Here is an 18,586-nt window from a genome sequence, read left to right on the forward strand (position 1 = left end):
ATACTCGGGGCTAATCCAAATACCAGTCACCACACCTATCCATGTGGGAGCGAGCTTGCTCGCGAAGAGGCCGGCACATTCACGACTGATGTCGGCGAATACGACGCCTTCGCGAGCAAACTCGCTCCCACAGGTTTTTCATCCATTCTCAAGCTCGTGCAAACCTAAGCCTCCCACCCCGCCCCACTGACCGCCGCCTGCACCAGCGGGTGCAAGTCGGCCCCCTGATGCTCGGTCTGCCAGGCTAGCAGCTCCTTGCGCATGCTCGGCGCCCAGAACATCTGCAGATGATTGCGCACGCCGAGCACGGCCTTTTGCTGGTCCGGTTCGCTGGCGAAGTACTGGGCGATCTGGTTGGCCATCTTGATCAGGTTGGCAGTGCTCATCGGCGCACCTCCGCTTTAGCGCCACGAGCCTGGCGGCGATCGTCGAGCAGGCGTTGTTGGTTGTCGCTGAACGCCTGATAGCGTTTTTGCCACTCGGAAGGGTGGTAGACGCGGCTGACTTCCACGGCGGTGACCTTGTACTCCGGACAGTTGGTGGCCCAGTCGGAGTTGTCGGTGGTGATGACGTTGGCCCCCGATTCAGGGAAGTGGAAGGTGGTGTACACCACGCCCGGGGCGACCCGTTCGGTGATCCGCGCGCGCAGTACGGTCTGCCCGGCGCGGCTGCCAATGCCGACCCAGTCACCCTCGTTGATGCCACGGCTCTCGGCGTCGGTCGGGTGGATTTCCAGGCGGTCTTCATTGTGCCAGGCAACGTTGTCGGTCCGCCGGGTCTGGGCGCCGACGTTGTACTGGCTGAGGATGCGCCCGGTGGTCAGCAGCAGGGGGTAACGATTGTTGACCTTTTCCTCGGTGGGCACGTAGCCGGTGAGCATGAAGCGCCCCTTGCCGCGCACGAACTCCTCGATGTGCATGGTCGGCGTGCCGTCAGGCGCCTCGGCGTTGCACGGCCATTGCAGGCTGCCGTGGCTGTCCAGTGCGGCGTAGCTGACGTTGGTGAAGGTCGGCGTCAGGCGGGCGATTTCATCCATGATTTCCGATGGGTGCCGGTAGTTCATCGGGTAACCCAGGGCGTTGGCCAGGGCAATGGTGCCTTCCCAGTCGGCCTTGCCGCCCAGCGGCTCCATGACCTTGCGCACCCGGGAGATGCGCCGTTCGGCGTTGGTGAAGGTGCCGTCTTTTTCCAGGAACGAGCAGCCCGGCAGGAACACGTGGGCGAACTTGGCGGTTTCGTTGAGGAAAATGTCCTGCACCACCACGCATTCCATGGCCGACATCGCGGCGGTGACGTGCTGGGTATTGGGGTCGCTCTGAACGATGTCTTCGCCTTGGCAATACAGGCCCTTGAAGCTGCCGCCCAACGCTGCTTCGAACATGTTGGGGATGCGCAGGCCCGGGTCGGGTTGCAGGGTGACGTTCCAGGCTTGTTCGAACTGCGCGCGCACCCCTTCGTTGGAGATGTGCCGGTAGCCGGGCAGCTCGTGGGGGAAGGAACCCATGTCGCAGGAGCCCTGCACGTTGTTCTGCCCCCGCAGCGGGTTTACGCCCACGCCTTCGCGACCGATGTTGCCGGTGGCCATGGCCAGGTTGGCGATGCCCATCACCGCGGTGCTGCCCTGGCTGTGCTCGGTGACGCCCAGGCCATAGTAGATCGCCGCATTGCCGCCGGTGGCATACAGGCGGGCGGCGGCACGGATGTCGGCCGGGTCTACGCCGCAGGTGGCGCCCAGGACTTCCGGCGAGTTTTCCGCGCGGCTGACGAACTCGCTCCAGCGAGCGAAATCGTTGCCCTCGCAACGGGCGTCGATAAACGCCTGGTTGAGCAGGCCTTCAGTGACGATGACATGGGCCAGGGCGTTGAGCATGGCGACGTTGGTGCCCGGGCGCAGGGCCAGGTGCAGCTCGGCGCGGGCGTGCACCGAGTCCACCAGATCGATGCGGCGTGGGTCGATGACGATGAGCCGCGCGCCTTCGCGCAGGCGGCGTTTGAGCTGCGAGGCGAACACCGGGTGGGCGTCGCTGGGGTTGGCGCCCATCACCAGGATCACGTCGGCCTGCATCACCGAGTCGAAACTCTGGGTGCCGGCGGACTCGCCCAGGGTTTGTTTCAGGCCATAGCCGGTCGGCGAGTGGCAGACTCGCGCACAGGTATCGACGTTGTTGTTGCCGAACGCGGCGCGCACCAGTTTTTGCACCAGGTAGGTTTCTTCGTTGGTGCAGCGGCTGGAGGTGATGCCACCAATCGAGTCGCGGCCGTATTGTTGCTGCAGCCGGCGGAATTCACTGGCGGCGTAGGTCACCGCTTCATCCCAGCTGACTTCCTGCCAGGGGTCGTTGATGTGTTTGCGGATCATCGGCTTGGTGATGCGATCCGGGTGGGTGGCGTAGCCCCAGGCAAAACGCCCCTTGACGCAGGAGTGGCCGTGGTTGGCCTGGCCGTTCTTGTCCGGAACCATGCGCACCAGCTGGTCGCCTTTCATCTCGGCGCGGAACGAGCAACCCACGCCGCAATAGGCACAGGTGGTGATCACACTGCGTTCGGGCTGGCCCAGTTCGACCACGCTTTTTTCGATCAGGGTCGCGGTGGGGCAGGCTTGCACGCAGGCGCCGCAGGACACGCACTCCGACTCGAGGAAGTTATCGCCACCGGCGGCCGCCACGCGGGATTCGAACCCGCGCCCGGTAATGGTCAGGGCAAAGGTGCCCTGGGTTTCTTCGCAGGCGCGCACGCAGCGGTTGCAGACGATGCACTTGCTCGGGTCGTAGTCGAAGTAGGGGTTGGAGGTGTCCTTGACGTCGGCCAGATGGTTGTCGCCTTCATAGCCGTAACGCACCTCCCGCAGGCCGACCTGGCCGGCGACGGTTTGCAGCTCGCAGTTGCCGTTGGCCGAGCAGGTCAGGCAGTCCAGCGGGTGATCGGAGATGTACAGCTCCATGACGTTGCGGCGCAGGGTCGCGAGCTTCGGTGTCTGGGTGTGCACGCTCATGCCTTCGGTGACCGGCGTGGTGCAGGACGCCGGGTAGCCGCGCATGCCGTCGATCTCCACCAGGCACATGCGGCAGGAGCCGAAGGCTTCCAGGCTGTCGGTGGCGCACAGTTTGGGAATGGTGGTGCCCAGCAGCGCGGCGGCGCGCATCACCGAGGTGCCTTCGGGCACGCTGATGCTGCGGCCGTCGATGTTCAGGGTGACCTGCACCTGGCTGTCGCGGGCAGGCGTTCCAAGGTCGATGTCTGTTTTCGGGTCGAAGAGAGTGATCATTGCTCGGCCTCCGAAGGCTGCAAGCCGAAGTCGGCGGGGAAGTGCTTGAGGGCGCTGGCGACCGGAAACGAGACCATGCCGCCCAACGCGCACAGCGAACCGTATTGCAGGGTGTCGCACAGGTCCTTGAGGATGATCACCTGCTCATCGCGACCGCTCTGGTCCGGCGCAGCCAGCAGGCGGTCGATCACCTCCACGCCCCGGGTCGAGCCGATGCGGCAGGGGGTGCATTTGCCGCAGGATTCCTCGGCGCAGAACTGCATGGCGAAACGCGCCATATGGGCCATGTCCAGGCTGTCGTCAGCCACCACCACACCGCCGTGACCGAGCATTGCGCCGATGCCGGCGAAGGCTTCGTAATCCAGCGGCGTGTCGAATTGACTTGGCGGCACCCAGGCGCCTAAAGGCCCGCCAACCTGCGCAGCCTTCAGCGGCCGGCCACTGGCGGTTCCGCCGCCGTAGTCCTCCACCAGTTCGCGCAGGGTCAGGCCAAAGGCCCGTTCCACCAGGCCGCCGTGACGGATATTGCCCGCCAGCTGGAAGGGCATGGTGCCCAGGGAACGGCCCATGCCGTAATCGCGATAGAACTGCGCACCTTTGGCCAGGATCAGCGGCACTGAGGCCAGGGTCAGCACGTTGTGCACCAGGGTCGGCAGGCCGAACAGGCCCTTCAAGGCGGGGATCGGCGGCTTGGCGCGAACGACGCCGCGCTTGCCTTCGAGGGAGTCCAGCAGCGCGGTTTCCTCACCACAGATGTACGCGCCGGCACCGACCCGCACTTCCATATCGAAAGCCTGGCCACTGCCGCCGACATTGGCGCCCAGGTAACCGGCGGATCGAGCGATGTTCAGCGCCTGGCGCAGGATGGCCACGGCGTCTGGATATTCCGAACGCACATAGATGTAGCCGTAGCTGGCGCCGACAGTGATGCCGGCAATGGCCATGCCTTCGATCAGCAGGAAGGGGTCGCCTTCCATCAACATGCGATCGGCAAAGGTACCGGAGTCGCCTTCGTCGGCGTTGCACACAATGTATTTCTGCGCCGCCTGGGTGGCACGCACCGTGCGCCATTTGATCCCGGCCGGGAAAGCCGCGCCGCCACGCCCACGCAGGCCTGAATCGAACACTTCCGTCGCGGTCTGCTCGCCGCCAATGTTGGCGGCCCTTGTTAAACCCTCGAAACCGCCGTGCTCCCGGTAATCGTCCAGCGACAGCGGCCGGGTAATACCGGCCCGGGCGAACAGCAGGCGTTGTTGAGTCTTCAGATACGGTAATTCTTCCACCAGGCCCAAGGCCAGTGGATGCGCGGACGGCTCGCCTTGCAGGGCTTCGAGCACGGATGGCACATCGGCCGCGGTCAGCGGGCCGAAACCGATACGGCCTTGGGGGCTGTCCACTTCCAACAGCGGTTCCAGCCAATACAGGCCGCGCGAGCTGGTGCGCTGCAACTCCAGGGGCAGATTGCGCTCACGGGCCTGAGTGATCAGGGCCACCGCCACCTCGTCGGCGCCCACGGCACGGGCCAGCGAATCACAGGGCAGATAGAGAGCCGACATCATGCGTCCTCCCGGCAAGCGTCAAGCAAGGCATCCAGGCGCTCGGCACTGAGCCGCGCATGCACCCGGCCATCCAGCTCCAGCGCGGGCGAACAGGCGCAGGCACCCAGGCAATACACCGGACGCAAACTGATGCTGCCGTCGGCGCTGCTGCCGTGATCGTCCAGTTGCAGACGCTCGCGCAACTGGGCGGCCAACTGCTCGGCGCCACGACTCTTGCAGGACTCGGCCCGGCACAGCCGCAGGATATGGCGGGCCGGCGGCGCGGTACGAAAATCATGGTAAAAACTGATCACCCCGCGAACCTCGGCCTGACTCTGGTTCAACGCGTGGGCAATTTCGGGGATAGCCGCATCGGGGATATAACCGATGCGTTCCTGAATATCATGAAGGATGGGCAACAGTGCGCCGGGAGTGCCCTTGTGGCGCTCCAACAGGCTGTTGACCATCGGCAGGTGCAACGTCTCATCAGGCATTCAGCAATCCTCACGGTCACGGACAAACCAGGCGGTTGTCGGTCGTCCGAAAGTGTCGGCTGCGGCATTCACACCACGTCACGGTATCGTGGCATTGTCAGGCCGTTGGCCAGGGCACCCTGAGCGGGCATCTTGTTGTGCCCGGCGCGGTCTTTGCCGCACCTCAAAAGGGCATAAATCAGCTTGCCACGGGGCTTTCAATTCATCTGCACCAAAGCGACGTGCCCGGTTCTTTCCACGACCTTCTATTGAGTCTAGAAGAATGCGGCCCGAGGCGTCGTCCCTGAAGGGGCAGGGCGCCATGTGCAGCGCTATCGCGAATCAAGTTTGAACCAAGCCAAACCCGCTGCTGAGGCACCGCGACGACTGGCCGACGTCATGGGAGGGGGGAATTCAAGGGCCGCATCAAGGATGTGATCAAGACGGGAGGGGGAGTGGATCAGTTGGCCACCAGTTTCCAGCGCCTGTGCCAAGCTGATGGAGGGTCAATACACCCGCCGCCCAGGCAAACCTCAGGAAGCCCATGACATGAAGCCCACTCATGCATCGCACGTCCGTCGAGAATTCTACAAAGCCGTCGGGTTCTACTTTCGCGTTGTCTGGCCGATCTTTTCCATACTGCTTTTTCTGATCGTGCTGATCGGCCTCATCATCAGCCACCTGGAGGGATGGGATCCTTTTGACGGCATCTATTTCGGCTTCGTGACCGGTTTGACCATTGGTTATGGAGAACTCGTGCCGAAACTTGGCGTTTCGCGGGTTCTGGCGATTTTTCTGGGGTTCAACGGGGTGCTGATGACAGCGATATTTGCGGCGATCAGCGTTCGGGCGATTGAGATTGCAGTGCGGGCGGCGGGGCAGGACGAGTCGGATAAGCCGACGGCGTGAAGTCATGCCTGGTCCGGATGAGCAAGGCGTGCCACAGTGCTGGTAGAGTTATCCACAGGTGCTGCTGTCCTGGCGCGGGTAGTGAAGGACGTAATCAGCCAGCTACAGTGAATGTGCGATGCCGTTCGATAGAGATCGCAAAGGAGCCCCCATGAATAGACTCATCCTGCCGGCGCTGGCCATCTTGATCGCGACCCAGTCCCCGGCGTACGCCATCAACGAAAAATACCGCCAGCAACTCGAACAATCCGGCTGCACCCAGGTCAGCGAAACCCAAGGCTGCGATATCCACAAGACCAAGGCGGAAAACGCCAAGGCCGGCTTCACCAACCCCGCGGCGGACAGCCCAGGCGCCCAGACCCCAGCCCAGACGCCTTATGCCGGGCAGTGGGTTGCCAAGAGCGATGCAGGCGCGACCGTTGCCACCATCCGCATCGATGCCAAAGAACAGGTCTGGGTCAACGGCAAACGGGTGAATGCCAAACGCACCGACGGCACGCTGCAGTTTCGCCAGGGCAAGCTCCTCTTCACCATCCAGGGCGATCGGCGACTGCAGAATGAAGACTACTGGATGGACAGCGCTGCCGGGACCAAGGGGCCGATTCAGATTGAGTAGCCGTTGAGGCGTCTTTAAGCGTTGAAGTGCATTTAAAACCAGGAGCGGCAAATGATTGATTTCAACAACAAGGGATTCTTCAAGCTCAAGCAAAACGAAGAATACGCCGAACGCGTTTCCGCCCTATTGCTTGATGGCGAACAGGTCATCGATTCGTACAAGTCCATGCGCGACGGCGTAGTGTTTACCAACAAACGCATCATCGCCGTCAACGTACAGGGCCTCACCGGCAGCAAGAAAGACTTCACCTCGTTGCCGTACAAAAACATCGTGGCGTACTCGGTGGAAACCTCGGGGACGTTCGATCTGGATTCCGAGCTGGAGATCTATTTTTCGTCGCTGGGGAAAGTGAAATTCGAATTCACCGGCAGGACATCGATGGTAGAAATATCGAAGCTGATTTCCCAACACGTGCTGTGAACCGAATGATGTGTTAGCCCCAAAAAATCGGGGCTAACACCCCCAGTCAGCTCACCTCAACCCCTGTAGGAGCTGGCTTGCCAGCGAAAGCGCCAGCCCAGCCAACATCAATATGAAAGCCCTGCGATCATCCCAAGCAACCCGCTGCCCATTCTTCAAAATCTACACTTCAGACGCAGCCGCCGTCCTCTGAGGTGTCACTGTCGACGCCCGACCCCGCGTCAACACCTTCACCGCGTCATCCACCACGGCCTTACTCATGGACGTCAGATAATGAGCAGCCCAGGCGTGGCGGTCGGTGTCCTTCGCGTAGGCAGCATCTGCTGTAAGCGCCTTGGCCAGAAACAGGAAATCAGAAGCCATGGCTAACGCATCACCGAGGGGAACGCCGCGAGTGACATGGAATAGCGCTTGATCCGCGCAGTAGATGGCAGGTGTCAGGCCGATGGTTTTTAGTTCAGATTGTTCAATCATTGGCCACCTCCGATAACGAAGAGGCGGTGGGAGAGGGCGGACGGTGGGGCGATAGGCACTTGGGAATCGCGATGAGGGAAAACCCAAATTTCGTACGGATTGATGCTGCGCATTATCAAACTCCTTGATATGAGGAGCTGCCACGTTCGTTTCCACACGAATGGGTGACAGCTGTGCGCAGGGTGGAAAACCGGGAATCAAGGAAACCGGCACGCCCGAAGACGTCCCACGCACAGCCGCCATAACTCACGCCGCAGGCATAAAAAAAAGCGCCGGCAGACGTGATGGGGGCGCTGTTGCGCCTTGAATTACACGGGTTTCCACACCCGGTCGCTGAATTGGCAGCGACAGTGGAAGGGTATCGCGCACACCTCGTTGCTGCAACTTCCAAACCTCGATCTCTTTGAAAATTGCTCGCACCAGGCATCGCAGAGAATATCCCTACCGCTATATCGGAATCGCCTGACAGATAACCAAAGAGCTCTGTTCTAGGCTGCTCACAAGCGCACGCCACCGCCTGCAACAGATCGTCACAAACCCGCATAAATCCTGGCGTTTGCCGCGTTTTCTGCGACGTTCAAATTGACATGATCATCAGGTTACGGCAGCATCAATCCCAATCGCGCCCGATCCTCTGGTGCTGGCTTAGTCCGGCATTACGTTCGGGCCTTCTTGTTTCTGGAACATGGAAGTTGTCTACCCCAGCCCCTCCGAAACCGTTCCGTACATACCCTGATTTGGTTGCGCTGCTGGCCAGCAGGGGTATGCAAATCCATGACCCGTCTCGTGCAGAGCGCAAGCTCGCGCAGCTAGGGTATTACCGCCTCAGCGGTTACTGGTACCCGGCGCGGGAGTTCAAAATGAACAGCCTGCGGCAAGACGTTTGCCCGGTCACAGGCAAGCCACTGCGTCTGGACACTTTCCAGGCAGCGACCTCTTTCGACACGATCGTAGATCTTTACAAGTTCGATAAGCGATTACGGATGCTCATGCTGGATGCGGTCGAGCGCTTGGAGGTTCACCTCAAGACGGTAATGGCTCACGAGGTTGGGTACCACGACCCGATGGCCTACACCAATGCGAAATTCATTCTGAATAAATGGACTCAACCGTACACGGATCGTCGCGGTAATAGGCGGAACAAGTGGGCAGAGTGGAGCCAAAAGCAGCAATCGCACATTACTCGAAGTAAAGAGGACTGCATTCAGTGGCACTTCCGAGCCGGTAAGTCCATACCCGTTTGGGTAGCGGTGGAAGCATGGGATTTCGGGGATCTCTCGGAGTTCTTCGAGCTGCTCAATAGCAAGTATCAGAATTTCATACTCGCGCGCTTCGGCTTGAACAACGCCAAGATGCTCAGCCGGTGGATGCAACAGACCAGCCATTTGCGCAACCGCTGTGCGCACCATACCCGTATTTGGAATCAGGCCTCTCCTAACTCGTTAGCGGTCCCCGCTGACCAGTTTTTTCAGACGCTGGGGATGGATCAGCATGCACTCAAGCGGTTGTACGGGTTGGTTGCAGTCATATGGTTTCTGCTCCAGAAAATCGCACCAGCCTCGACCTGGATCAACGAAGTCGCGGATCTGATCGACAGCAAGCCTGCTATGCCGGGCTGCACCTTCAAAGCGATGGGGTTCCCGGATGAAACTGGGTTCCCTCGGAAACTTTTCGGGATCTAGCTAGCTTTGGCGTAAGGCTATGGCATGTATTCGAAGTGGGGCTGGGAACAAGAAGTGGGGACGCACAGAAATGCAAATAATGTGACATTTTTATTGTTGTGCCGACTACATCGAAAAAATGTGGCGTTCCTATTGTTATGTAATTGTTTCCTCCATATGACGATGTTGCCGTTTGCGCAATTTTGGATCTTAAGTTATTAAAAAGGAAAAATAATATGAATGTTCAGGGTTTTTGTTTTTAGTGCGCCGCTTTATAAGAGTTGATGCGATTATGCTGATTTTTATAATGCCGTTTTTTGCTCATGCAAACATTAATGAGAAAGAGGTGGTGGCCAACTGTCTTAAAATTAGTGAGTATTCCGCCGAGGGTGGAAAATATTACAAGCTTAAGCAATACGCCAAGGCTCGGGAGCAGTACGAGCGGCAGGTTGGCTGGTCGGAAAGTTGTCAACTGGAAGAAGAGAAAATTGCGATGGCCTACAATAACGTCGCTCTCACCTATGTTCACGAAGGCAACTACCTTAAGGCCCGTGCATGGCTGAGTATACTGCCAAACGACAAAAAGTCGATTTTCAATCTCGGAAAATTCAGTGGCGAGATAAAAAACTCGATAGAGAAGCTGTCCGCTAAGTCAGAGGCGCAATATTGGCAATATTCTGGAGCTTCGTTATGGAGTTCCATGGTTGTCAAGCCGCAGGGTCAGAAATACAAATTTGAATTTCAGGGTTATTACGCTGGCCTGATGGCGATGTATTACGGTCCCAATATTGGTGAGTTTTCAACGGTATTAGCCGTTGATAATGGCAAGGCTCATTACGCCATGAGCGGAGATGACGGCGACTGTGCATACGACTTCGACATTAAAAAAGATCTGATCACTGTAAAGCGCACGGCAGGTGGGTGGTGCGGCTTTGGTCATAATGTGGGTGCTGAAGGTATTTATCATAGGGTTGAGTTTTAGCAGCCTTCGGAAAACTCACGAAATCGGAAATCAGGCGACACCCAACATAGTCGGCCTTGCGGAAGGTGACTGGAAAAGAGGGGTAAAGGGGGCGAGGGGTAAAGGGAGGGGTAAAGGGGGCAGATTTATTATCAGGAATCAGGAGCACACTGATGCGTCTATCGGGTAATTCCGCTTTCTAGACTGCCTGTCTTTTCTTATCCAATGAATGGAAATAAATCTGCCCCCTAGTTTTCTGCCCCCTAGTTTTCTATTTTTGTGGTGACATTACGCCAGAGGTATCTTCAGTTTCTACTTGCAGCAAAATTCGGCGCAGCGGCTTACACTCGGCGTCTGGTGCCTTTCACAATTAAGCATGGGAGAGAACTATGCCGGATCTAGAGCCTTGGCAGAGCTTGGTGCTGGGAGTGGGAGGACTGCTGGGCACGATCGCTACAGCGGTGGCCACTTTTTTCCTCTGGCGAGTAACGTTGGTTTTAGCAAGGGAGACGACACGAATGGCTGAAGCGTCGGGCCAGCCCCACGTGGTTGTGACATTCAGTCCAAATCGGTGGTCTTCACGACACTTCGATTTGCTCATTGACAACACGGGAAATGCCACAGCCTATGACATCAAGGTTAACTTCAAACCGCCGCTTCAAAACGGCGAAGCCAGAACAACTGATGCAAAGATCCCATTCGAGGCAGTCAGTGTTCTGAAGCCAGGCCACGGTCTTCGGAGCTATCTGTCCGACTACGCCCCTCTGAAAGGAAAGTCCTTCGAAGTCACTATATCTTGGCTTCGAAGCCAGTCGGATAAGAAGCGGGAGGAGAACTCCTATAACTTAAGTATGGCCGATCATGATGGAGTGAGCTGGCTGGGCAATGAACCCGCTGTTGATATGACTCGCCACTTGAAAAGCATGGAAAAAAGCCTAATCCAGATAGCTCAAGGGCGAGAACACCTGAAAGTCGATATCTACAGTGCCTTGGATAGATCCTATAAGAAGCGAATGATTGCAAGAGAGCGGCGGCGCTGGAAGCGCTCACAAGATCAACGCCAACAGGCTGAGACTCAGCAAGTGATGACTGAGATATCGGACGCTGATTCAGCTCCCTAGGTAAATACCGGCACACAATCAATGCCCGCTGTGCTGGGCATTAAAGCTGGCAGCCTTCAATCAGGTCGATTGCATGACACGACTATCCAAGAAGATCAGACAGCGCGTATTCGCAGATGCGACAGCTAAGGGTCTAGGCGAAACCTGGCGAAATGAAGGCCTGCTTGACGGCAGGCCGTTACCGGGCTGTACGCAAAAAATCTAACACTCTCGGCGACACCCTTCACTCATTGAATATCTTTCAGATAATCGTTGAGCGCGTTGAGCGGGGTACCAAGATGCTCCATGGTCCGCGCCGCGTTGAAGTTTACTGACAACCTATGCAGCTCGCGGCCCAGGACTGTCTCAACACCACCGATAGCGTTCAGCGCCAATACCATACATTCGTCCACTTTATATTGAATCGCCTCAACATCCCCCCGACGCACCAACAACCCAAAAACCTCCCGCTCATAATCACTCATCACCAAATCATCCCGCAGAATCGGACTCGAATCTTCCGTCTCATAAGCAAGCTTGAGGGCGAACAGGGCAACGGTTTCCAGCAGCAATTCCATGGGGGGAATCCTTGTGAAATGTTCCAGCGGTGCGGGTGGTGTGGAAGAGCAGGGTCAAAAGCATCGCCAGCAAGCCGGCTCCTACAGGTCGGCGGGGTGTCAGGTGCTTTTTCGCGGGCGAAAAAAAAGGCCTTGCAAAGCAAGACCTTTCTTAATTTTGGTGCCCCGAGGGAGACTCGAACTCCCACTTCTTGCGAAAACGGATTTTGAATCCGCCGCGTCTACCAATTCCGCCATCAGGGCTCAATGGCGGCGAAGTATAGAGATGAGATTACCGTTGGTCAATCAGGTTTCATGGAAAATTTTTGAGGTTTCCGCTAGACTTTGCGGCCCTGCTAGACGAACCCCATCATGCGCGTTGCTGACTTTACCTTCGAGCTCCCTGATTCGCTGATCGCCCGCCACCCTTTGGCCGAGCGTCGCGACAGTCGCCTGTTGACCCTGGATGGGGTCAGCGGCGCCCTGGCACACCGTCAATTCACCGATTTGCTCGAGCATTTGCGCCCGGGCGATTTGATGGTGTTCAACAATACCCGGGTGATTCCGGCGCGGCTGTTTGGCCAGAAGGCTTCCGGCGGCAAGCTGGAAATCCTGGTGGAACGGGTGCTGGACAGCCATCGGGTGCTGGCGCATGTGCGTTCCAGCAAGTCGCCAAAGCCTGGGTCGAAGATCCTGATCGACGGTGGTGGCGAGGCTGAGATGCTGGCGCGTCATGATGCGTTGTTCGAGTTGGGCTTCGCCGAAGAGGTGTTGCCGCTGCTGGATCGTGTCGGGCATATGCCGTTGCCGCCTTATATAGACCGCCCGGATGAAGGCTCGGACCGCGAGCGTTATCAGACGGTGTACGCCGAGCGTCTGGGCGCGGTGGCGGCGCCGACGGCGGGGCTGCATTTCGATCAGCCGCTGATGGAGGCGATTGCCGCCAAGGGCATCGAGACCGCGTTCGTGACCTTGCACGTGGGTGCGGGCACGTTTCAGCCGGTGCGCGTCGAGAAGATCGAAGACCACCACATGCACAGCGAATGGCTGGAAGTCGGCCAGGACGTGGTGGATGCGGTGGCCGCCTGTCGTGCGCGCGGTGGTCGCGTGGTGGCGGTGGGCACTACCAGCGTGCGTTCCCTGGAAAGCGCGGCGCGCGATGGCGTGCTCAAGCCGTTCAGTGGCGACACCGACATCTTTATCTACCCGGCCGGCCGTTTCATGTGGTCGATGCCCTGGTCACCAACTTTCATTTGCCCGAATCCACGCTGTTGATGCTGGTTTCGGCGTTCGCCGGTTATCCCGAAGCCATGGCCGCTTACAAAGCCGCCGTCGAGCATGGTTACCGCTTTTTCAGCTACGGTGATGCGATGTTTATCACCCGTAATCCGGCGCCGACTGCCCCTAAAGAATCAGGCCCTGAGGAAACAGAATGAGTCGTATGTCGTTTGAATTGCTGGCCACTGACGGCAAGGCGCGTCGCGGTCGTTTGACCTTCCCGCGCGGTACCGTCGAGACCCCGGCGTTCATGCCGGTGGGCACGTATGGCACGGTCAAGGGCATGCTGCCGCGGGATATCACCGCCACCGGCGCGGAGATCATTCTGGGCAACACCTTCCACCTGTGGCTGCGTCCTGGCACCGAAGTGATCAAGAAGCACGGCGACCTGCACGATTTCATGCAGTGGAAAGGCCCGATCCTGACCGACTCCGGCGGTTTCCAGGTGTTCAGCCTGGGCGCCATGCGCAAGATCAAGGAGGAGGGCGTGACCTTCGCCTCGCCCGTGGACGGCGCCAAGGTGTTCATGGGGCCGGAAGAGTCGATGCAGGTCCAGCGTGACCTGGGGTCGGACATCGTGATGATTTTCGACGAATGCACGCCGTACCCGGCTGACGAAGACGTCGCGCGGGTGTCGATGGAGCTGTCGTTGCGTTGGGCCAAGCGTTCCAAAGAAGCCCATGGCGACAACACGGCGGCGTTGTTCGGCATCGTGCAGGGCGGCATGCACCAGGATTTGCGCATGCGCTCCCTGGAAGGCCTCGACCAGATCGGTTTCGACGGCCTGGCCATCGGCGGTCTGTCGGTGGGCGAGCCCAAGCACGAGATGATCAAGGTGCTGGACTACCTGCCGGGCCAGATGCCGGCTGACAAACCTCGTTACCTTATGGGCGTTGGCAAACCGGAAGATCTCGTGGAGGGTGTGCGCCGCGGTGTGGACATGTTCGATTGCGTGATGCCAACCCGTAATGCCCGCAATGGGCATCTGTTCATTGATACAGGCGTGCTGAAGATCCGCAACGCGTTTCATCGCCATGATGATTCGCCGCTGGATCCAACGTGCGATTGCTACACCTGCCAGAACTTCTCCCGTGCTTACCTGCACCATCTGGACAAGTGTGGCGAAATGCTGGGTAGCATGTTGAATACCATCCACAATTTGCGCCATTACCAGGTGCTTATGGCTGGTTTGCGCGAGGCTATTCAACAGGGTACATTGGCCGCCTTTGTCGATGCCTTCTACGCCAAACGCGGACTTCCCGTTCCGCCTTTGGACTGAGTTTTCTGACCCCAAGATTCAACATTTGCAACTGGAGTGCTAAATGAGCTTTTTTATCTCTAACGCCATGGCTGACGCTGCTGCACCTGCTGCAGGCCCAATGGGCGGCGGCTTTGAGTGGATTTTCCTGGTCGGTTTCCTGGTCATCTTCTACCTGATGATCTGGCGTCCACAGGCCAAGCGCGCCAAAGAACAGAAAAACCTGCTCGGTAGCCTGCAAAAAGGCGACGAAGTGGTGACCACCGGTGGTATCGCCGGCAAGATCACCAAAGTGGCCGACGATTTCGTGGTTCTGGAAGTTTCCGACACCGTCGAAATGAAATTCCAGAAAGGCGCCATCGCCGCCACGCTGCCAAAAGGCACGCTCAAAGCGATCTAAGTTTCAACTTCTACTCAATCGACGGGGCGCGCAAGGCGCCCCGCGTCATAAGCGGGCGGCGTGATGCTGAACAAATACCCTCTGTGGAAATACATTCTGATCCTGGCGGTGCTGGCGATCGGTCTGGTGTATTCCGCTCCCAATTTATACCCTGATGACCCGGCTATTCAGATCAGCGGTGCAAGCACTTCGCTGCAGGTCACTCAGGCTGACCTGGATCGCGTGAGCGCAGCGCTCAAGGAATCCGGGATCAGCGTCAAGGCTGCCACGCTGGCAGAGAGCGGCAAGGGCGGTCTGCTGCGCCTGACCAAGGCTGAAGACCAGCTGCCGGCCAAGGACGTTGTGCGCAAGGCATTGGGTGATGACTACGTCGTTGCACTGAACCTGGCGCAAACCACCCCGCAATGGCTGCGCAGCTTTGGCGCGCACCCGATGAAGCTGGGTCTGGACTTGTCCGGTGGTGTGCACTTCCTGCTGGAAGTGGACATGGACAAAGCCCTCGATGCACGCCTGAAAGTCTACGAAGGCGACGTCAAGAGCCTGTTGCGTAAAGAGAAACTGCGCTATCGCAGCCTGCCGCAATTCGAAGGTGCCATTCAGCTGGGCTTCACCGATGAAGCCGCCCGCGAGCAAGCCCGCACCCTGATTCGCAAGAACTTCAACGATTTCGACATTGTTCCGGCCGACCTCAATGGCCAGCCGGTGCTGCGTCTGGCGATGACCCCGGCCAAGCTGGCGGAAATCCGCGAATACTCCATCAAGCAGAACTTGACCACGGTCCGTAACCGCGTCAACGAGCTGGGTGTGGCCGAGCCTATCGTTCAGCGCCAGGGCGCCAACCGCATCGTGGTTGAGCTGCCGGGTGTGCAGGACACCGCAGAAGCCAAGCGTATCCTCGGCAAGACGGCCAACCTCGAGTTCCGCCTGGCTGCAGAGCCGGGCGCTTCGAAAGCCACTTCCGAGTCCTTCGAGTTCCGCGAGGGCAATCGTCCGCCGGCACAGATCGAGCGTGGCCTGATCATCACCGGTGACCAGGTCACCGACGCCAAGGCTGGCTTCGGCGAGCAGGGCACGCCAGAAGTGAACATCCGCCTGGATGGCCACGGTGGCGAGCTGATGAGTCGTGCGACTCGCAGCAACGTTGGTCGCAGCATGGCGGTGATCTTCATCGAGCAGCGTCCGGTCACCACTTACGTCAAGCAAGTGGTCAACGGCGTCGAGAAAGACGTGCCGGTTCAGACGTTCAAAGAAGAGAAGAAGATCATCAGCCTGGCGACCATCCAGTCGCCGCTGGGTGCTCAATTCCGTATCACCGGCCTGAACGGCCAGGGCGAGTCGTCAGAGCTGGCGCTGCTGCTGCGTGCCGGTGGTCTGGCGGCACCGATGTACTTCGCTGAAGAACGTACCATCGGCCCGAGCCTGGGTGCCGACAACATCGTCAAGGGTGTCGATGCCTCGCTGTGGGGCATGCTGTTCGTCTCGCTGTTCATCATCGCCATCTACCGCTTCTTCGGCATCATTGCCACCGTCGCGCTGGCGGTGAACATGGTGTTGCTGCTGGCCTTGATGTCGCTGCTGGGGGCCACGCTGACCCTGCCGGGTATCGCCGGTATCGTCTTGACCATGGGCATGGCGGTCGACGCCAACGTGCTGATCTTCTCGCGGATACGCGAAGAGATTGCGGCGGGCATGTCCGTACAACGGGCAATCAACGAAGGCTTCGGCCGGGCTTTCACCGCGATTCTCGACTCCAACCTGACCACGTTGCTGGTCGGCGGGATTCTCTTCGCCATGGGCACAGGCCCGGTGAAGGGCTTCGCAGTGACCATGTCCCTCGGGATCTTTACCTCGATGTTCACGGCCATCATGGTGACCCGCGCGATGGTCAACCTGATCTTCGGCGGTCGTGACTTCAAGAAGTTGTGGATTTAAGGGGCTGCCATGTTACGTACAATCAACTTCATGGGCGTTCGCAACGTTGCGTTCGGCGTCACATTGCTGCTTACGGTTCTGGCGTTGTTCAGCTGGTTCAGCAAGGGCCTGAACTACGGCCTGGACTTCACCGGCGGTACGCTCATCGAGCTGACCTACGAGCGTCCGGCCGATGTCACCAAGGTGCGTGAGCAACTGACGGCGTCGGGTTACAGCGATGCCATCGTGCAGAGCTTTGGCGCGACCACCGACCTGCTGGTGCGCATGCCGGGCGAAGACCCGCAACTGGGTCACCAGGTGGCTGAAGCCTTGCAGAAGGCCGGCGGCGACAACCCGGCCGTGGTCAAGCGCGTCGAATTCGTCGGCCCGCAGGTCGGTGAAGAGCTGCGCGACCAGGGCGGCCTCGGCATGCTGATGGCGCTGGGCGGCATCATGCTCTACCTGGCGTTCCGCTTTCAGTGGAAGTTCGCGGTCGGTGCCATTGTTTCGCTGATCCACGACGTGGTGGTGACCCTGGGGATCCTCTCGTTCTTCCAGATCACCTTCGATTTGACGGTGTTGGCCGCGGTATTGGCGATTATCGGTTACTCCCTGAACGACACCATCGTGGTATTCGACCGGGTTCGCGAGAACTTCCGTGTGCTGCGCAAGGCCACGCTGATCGAGAACATCAACATCTCGACCACGCAAACCCTGCTGCGGACCATGGCCACGTCGATCTCCACGTTGCTGGCGATCGGCGCGCTGTTGATCTTCGGCGGTGACAACCTGTGGGGCTTCTCCCTCGCGCTGTTCATCGGAGTGATGGCGGGTACTTATTCGTCGATCTACATCGCCAACGTGGTGCTGATCTGGCTGAACCTGAGCACCGAAGACCTGATTCCGCCGGTAGCTACCGACAAGGAAATCGACGACCGTCCTTGAGGGAACATTCCTCGAACGGTGTCAGCCAAAAAGGCGCGAGTTGAACTCGCGCCTTTTTTTATGCTCCAAGGCTGGGAGAAGCGCGGGCGTGTCCCGCACGTGATGGTCAGGAGGTTCATGTGAACAAGTCGTTGCTGGTTGGTGCGGTATTGGGTGCTGTCGGTGTGACTGCCGGGGGTGCTGTTGCCACCTACAGCCTGGTTAAAAGCGGCCCTGAGTATGCGCAAGTTCTAGCCGTTGAACCGGTCAAGACACAAATCAAGACGCCACGTGAAGTGTGCAAGGACGTAGCAGTGACCCGGCAGGCGCCGGTCAAAGATCAACACCAGATTCTCGGTACCGCCATCGGTGCCGTTGCGGGTGGTTTGCTCGGTAACCAGGTCGGTGGCGGTACGGGCAAGAAGATTGCCACGGTGGCCGGTGCGGTCGGTGGCGGTTACGCGGGGAACAAGGTGCAGGAAGGTATGCAGAATCGCGATACCTACACCACGACCCAGACTCGCTGTAACACGGTGAATGACATCAGTGACAAGGTTGTAGGCTACGACGTGCGTTATTCGCTGGATGGCAAGGAAGGCAAGGTGCGGATGGATCGCGATCCGGGTAATCAGATTCCGGTGGATAAGGAAGGTAAGTTGATCCTGTCGCAGAATGAGCCGGCTAAGTAGTAGCGGATATTCAGATGCCAAAAAAAGCACCCTGCGGGGTGCTTTTTTTGTGCGCCGATATCTACATCACCACAAAACCCCTGTGGGAGCGGGCTTGCTCGCGAATGCGGTGTGCCATCCAGCAATGATGTTGAATGACACACCGCATTCGC

17 protein-coding genes, 1 tRNA gene and 1 pseudogene are annotated in these 18,586 nt (G+C 58.8%); 12 read left to right on the plus strand and 7 right to left on the minus strand.

The window, feature by feature from the left end; translation table 11 throughout:
* Positions 1–164: 164 nt before the first annotated feature.
* Genes BZ163_RS08140 through BZ163_RS08155 form a run of 4 tightly spaced genes read right to left on the minus strand, consistent with a single transcriptional unit; the run spans position 165 to position 5,297 of the window.
* Entirely contained in the window at positions 165–386 is a 222-nt protein-coding gene (locus BZ163_RS08140; protein WP_128870513.1) for a formate dehydrogenase subunit delta, read from the minus strand.
* A complete protein-coding gene (gene fdhF / locus BZ163_RS08145; protein WP_128870514.1) occupies positions 383–3,265 on the minus strand; it encodes a formate dehydrogenase subunit alpha in 2,883 nt (960 codons plus the stop codon). The genes BZ163_RS08140 and fdhF overlap by 4 nt, the downstream gene beginning before the upstream one ends.
* Positions 3,262–4,824 (minus strand): NADH-quinone oxidoreductase subunit NuoF, encoded by a 1,563-nt coding sequence (locus BZ163_RS08150; protein ID WP_178110444.1) that lies wholly within the window; start codon positions 4,822–4,824, stop codon positions 3,262–3,264. The genes fdhF and BZ163_RS08150 overlap by 4 nt, the downstream gene beginning before the upstream one ends.
* The gene (locus BZ163_RS08155; RefSeq protein WP_128870516.1) at positions 4,821–5,297 is read right to left on the minus strand and encodes a formate dehydrogenase subunit gamma; all 477 of its coding nucleotides are present in this window, start codon (positions 5,295–5,297) and stop codon (positions 4,821–4,823) included. The genes BZ163_RS08150 and BZ163_RS08155 overlap by 4 nt, the downstream gene beginning before the upstream one ends.
* 528 nt (positions 5,298–5,825) lie before the next feature.
* Between BZ163_RS08155 and BZ163_RS08160 the strand changes: the two genes are divergently transcribed.
* From BZ163_RS08160 to BZ163_RS08170, 3 genes are all read left to right on the plus strand, one after another.
* On the plus strand, positions 5,826–6,185 hold the full coding sequence (locus BZ163_RS08160) for a potassium channel family protein (RefSeq protein ID WP_128870517.1): 360 nt from the start codon (positions 5,826–5,828) through the stop codon (positions 6,183–6,185).
* Positions 6,186–6,336: 151 nt separating this feature from the next.
* Complete coding sequence (locus BZ163_RS08165; protein ID WP_128870518.1) at positions 6,337–6,801, plus strand: hypothetical protein; 465 nt, start codon at positions 6,337–6,339, stop codon at positions 6,799–6,801.
* A gap of 51 nt (positions 6,802–6,852) precedes the next feature.
* Positions 6,853–7,221 carry a PH domain-containing protein gene (locus tag BZ163_RS08170; protein WP_128870519.1) on the plus strand — a complete coding sequence of 123 codons (369 nt, stop codon included), beginning with the start codon at positions 6,853–6,855 and terminating at the stop codon, positions 7,219–7,221.
* A 162-nt stretch (positions 7,222–7,383) separates the two neighbouring features.
* Here the strand turns inward: BZ163_RS08170 and BZ163_RS08175 are convergent, their stop codons facing one another.
* Positions 7,384–7,695, minus strand: coding sequence for a DUF3077 domain-containing protein (locus BZ163_RS08175; RefSeq protein ID WP_128870520.1), 312 nt, complete (start codon positions 7,693–7,695; stop codon positions 7,384–7,386).
* A 764-nt stretch (positions 7,696–8,459) separates the two neighbouring features.
* On the opposite strand from BZ163_RS08175, the gene BZ163_RS08185 reads away from it, so the two are divergent.
* The 3 genes from BZ163_RS08185 (at position 8,460) to BZ163_RS08195 (ending at position 11,438) form a co-directional block, all read left to right on the plus strand.
* The gene (locus tag BZ163_RS08185) at positions 8,460–9,377 is read left to right on the plus strand and encodes an Abi family protein (RefSeq protein ID WP_168187331.1); all 918 of its coding nucleotides are present in this window, start codon (positions 8,460–8,462) and stop codon (positions 9,375–9,377) included.
* Between the two features lie 271 nt (positions 9,378–9,648).
* Positions 9,649–10,338: a tetratricopeptide repeat protein gene (locus BZ163_RS08190; protein ID WP_128870522.1), complete on the plus strand. Its 690-nt coding sequence runs from the start codon at positions 9,649–9,651 to the stop codon at positions 10,336–10,338.
* Positions 10,339–10,706: 368 nt separating this feature from the next.
* Positions 10,707–11,438, plus strand: coding sequence for a hypothetical protein (locus tag BZ163_RS08195; protein ID WP_178110445.1), 732 nt, complete (start codon positions 10,707–10,709; stop codon positions 11,436–11,438).
* A gap of 227 nt (positions 11,439–11,665) precedes the next feature.
* Here BZ163_RS08195 and BZ163_RS08200 read toward each other — a convergent pair whose 3' ends face one another.
* Positions 11,666–11,995, minus strand: a complete 330-nt coding sequence (locus tag BZ163_RS08200; RefSeq protein ID WP_128870523.1) for a hypothetical protein — start codon at positions 11,993–11,995, stop codon at positions 11,666–11,668.
* Positions 11,996–12,153: 158 nt separating this feature from the next.
* A tRNA-Leu gene (locus tag BZ163_RS08205) sits at positions 12,154–12,238 on the minus strand.
* A gap of 108 nt (positions 12,239–12,346) precedes the next feature.
* Here BZ163_RS08205 and queA point away from each other — a divergent pair.
* From queA to BZ163_RS08235, 6 genes and pseudogenes are all read left to right on the plus strand, one after another.
* Positions 12,347–13,410: pseudogene (queA, locus tag BZ163_RS08210) on the plus strand (tRNA preQ1(34) S-adenosylmethionine ribosyltransferase-isomerase QueA).
* A 5-nt stretch (positions 13,411–13,415) separates the two neighbouring features.
* Positions 13,416–14,531: a tRNA guanosine(34) transglycosylase Tgt gene (gene tgt / locus BZ163_RS08215; protein WP_128870527.1), complete on the plus strand. Its 1,116-nt coding sequence runs from the start codon at positions 13,416–13,418 to the stop codon at positions 14,529–14,531.
* 43 nt (positions 14,532–14,574) lie between these two features.
* Entirely contained in the window at positions 14,575–14,910 is a 336-nt protein-coding gene (gene yajC, locus BZ163_RS08220) for a preprotein translocase subunit YajC (RefSeq protein WP_053214538.1), read from the plus strand.
* Positions 14,911–14,973: 63 nt separating this feature from the next.
* Positions 14,974–16,842 carry a protein translocase subunit SecD gene (gene secD, locus BZ163_RS08225; RefSeq protein ID WP_128870524.1) on the plus strand — a complete coding sequence of 623 codons (1,869 nt, stop codon included), beginning with the start codon at positions 14,974–14,976 and terminating at the stop codon, positions 16,840–16,842.
* A gap of 9 nt (positions 16,843–16,851) precedes the next feature.
* Positions 16,852–17,766, plus strand: a complete 915-nt coding sequence (secF, locus tag BZ163_RS08230) for a protein translocase subunit SecF (RefSeq protein WP_128870525.1) — start codon at positions 16,852–16,854, stop codon at positions 17,764–17,766.
* Positions 17,767–17,885: 119 nt separating this feature from the next.
* Positions 17,886–18,434, plus strand: coding sequence for a glycine zipper 2TM domain-containing protein (locus tag BZ163_RS08235; protein ID WP_128870526.1), 549 nt, complete (start codon positions 17,886–17,888; stop codon positions 18,432–18,434).
* Positions 18,435–18,586 lie beyond the last annotated feature (152 nt).

This window comes from Pseudomonas sp. VI4.1, from assembly GCF_002029345.1.
Classification (GTDB): domain Bacteria; phylum Pseudomonadota; class Gammaproteobacteria; order Pseudomonadales; family Pseudomonadaceae; genus Aquipseudomonas.

Excerpts from the sequence above, each read along its gene's own strand:
- BZ163_RS08140 (WP_128870513.1), bottom strand. The coding sequence starts at position 386 with ATGAGCACTGCCAACCTGATCAAGATGGCCAACCAGATCGCCCAGTAC.
- fdhF (WP_128870514.1), bottom strand. The coding sequence starts at position 3,265 with ATGATCACTCTCTTCGACCCGAAAACAGACATCGACCTTGGAACGCCT.
- BZ163_RS08150 (WP_178110444.1), bottom strand. The coding sequence starts at position 4,824 with ATGATGTCGGCTCTCTATCTGCCCTGTGATTCGCTGGCCCGTGCCGTG.
- BZ163_RS08155 (WP_128870516.1), bottom strand. The coding sequence starts at position 5,297 with ATGCCTGATGAGACGTTGCACCTGCCGATGGTCAACAGCCTGTTGGAG.
- BZ163_RS08160 (WP_128870517.1), top strand. The coding sequence starts at position 5,826 with ATGAAGCCCACTCATGCATCGCACGTCCGTCGAGAATTCTACAAAGCC.
- BZ163_RS08165 (WP_128870518.1), top strand. The coding sequence starts at position 6,337 with ATGAATAGACTCATCCTGCCGGCGCTGGCCATCTTGATCGCGACCCAG.
- BZ163_RS08170 (WP_128870519.1), top strand. The coding sequence starts at position 6,853 with ATGATTGATTTCAACAACAAGGGATTCTTCAAGCTCAAGCAAAACGAA.
- BZ163_RS08175 (WP_128870520.1), bottom strand. The coding sequence starts at position 7,695 with ATGATTGAACAATCTGAACTAAAAACCATCGGCCTGACACCTGCCATC.
- BZ163_RS08185 (WP_168187331.1), top strand. The coding sequence starts at position 8,460 with ATGCAAATCCATGACCCGTCTCGTGCAGAGCGCAAGCTCGCGCAGCTA.
- BZ163_RS08190 (WP_128870522.1), top strand. The coding sequence starts at position 9,649 with ATGCTGATTTTTATAATGCCGTTTTTTGCTCATGCAAACATTAATGAG.
- BZ163_RS08195 (WP_178110445.1), top strand. The coding sequence starts at position 10,707 with ATGCCGGATCTAGAGCCTTGGCAGAGCTTGGTGCTGGGAGTGGGAGGA.
- BZ163_RS08200 (WP_128870523.1), bottom strand. The coding sequence starts at position 11,995 with ATGGAATTGCTGCTGGAAACCGTTGCCCTGTTCGCCCTCAAGCTTGCT.
- tgt (WP_128870527.1), top strand. The coding sequence starts at position 13,416 with ATGTCGTTTGAATTGCTGGCCACTGACGGCAAGGCGCGTCGCGGTCGT.
- yajC (WP_053214538.1), top strand. The coding sequence starts at position 14,575 with ATGAGCTTTTTTATCTCTAACGCCATGGCTGACGCTGCTGCACCTGCT.
- secD (WP_128870524.1), top strand. The coding sequence starts at position 14,974 with ATGCTGAACAAATACCCTCTGTGGAAATACATTCTGATCCTGGCGGTG.
- secF (WP_128870525.1), top strand. The coding sequence starts at position 16,852 with ATGTTACGTACAATCAACTTCATGGGCGTTCGCAACGTTGCGTTCGGC.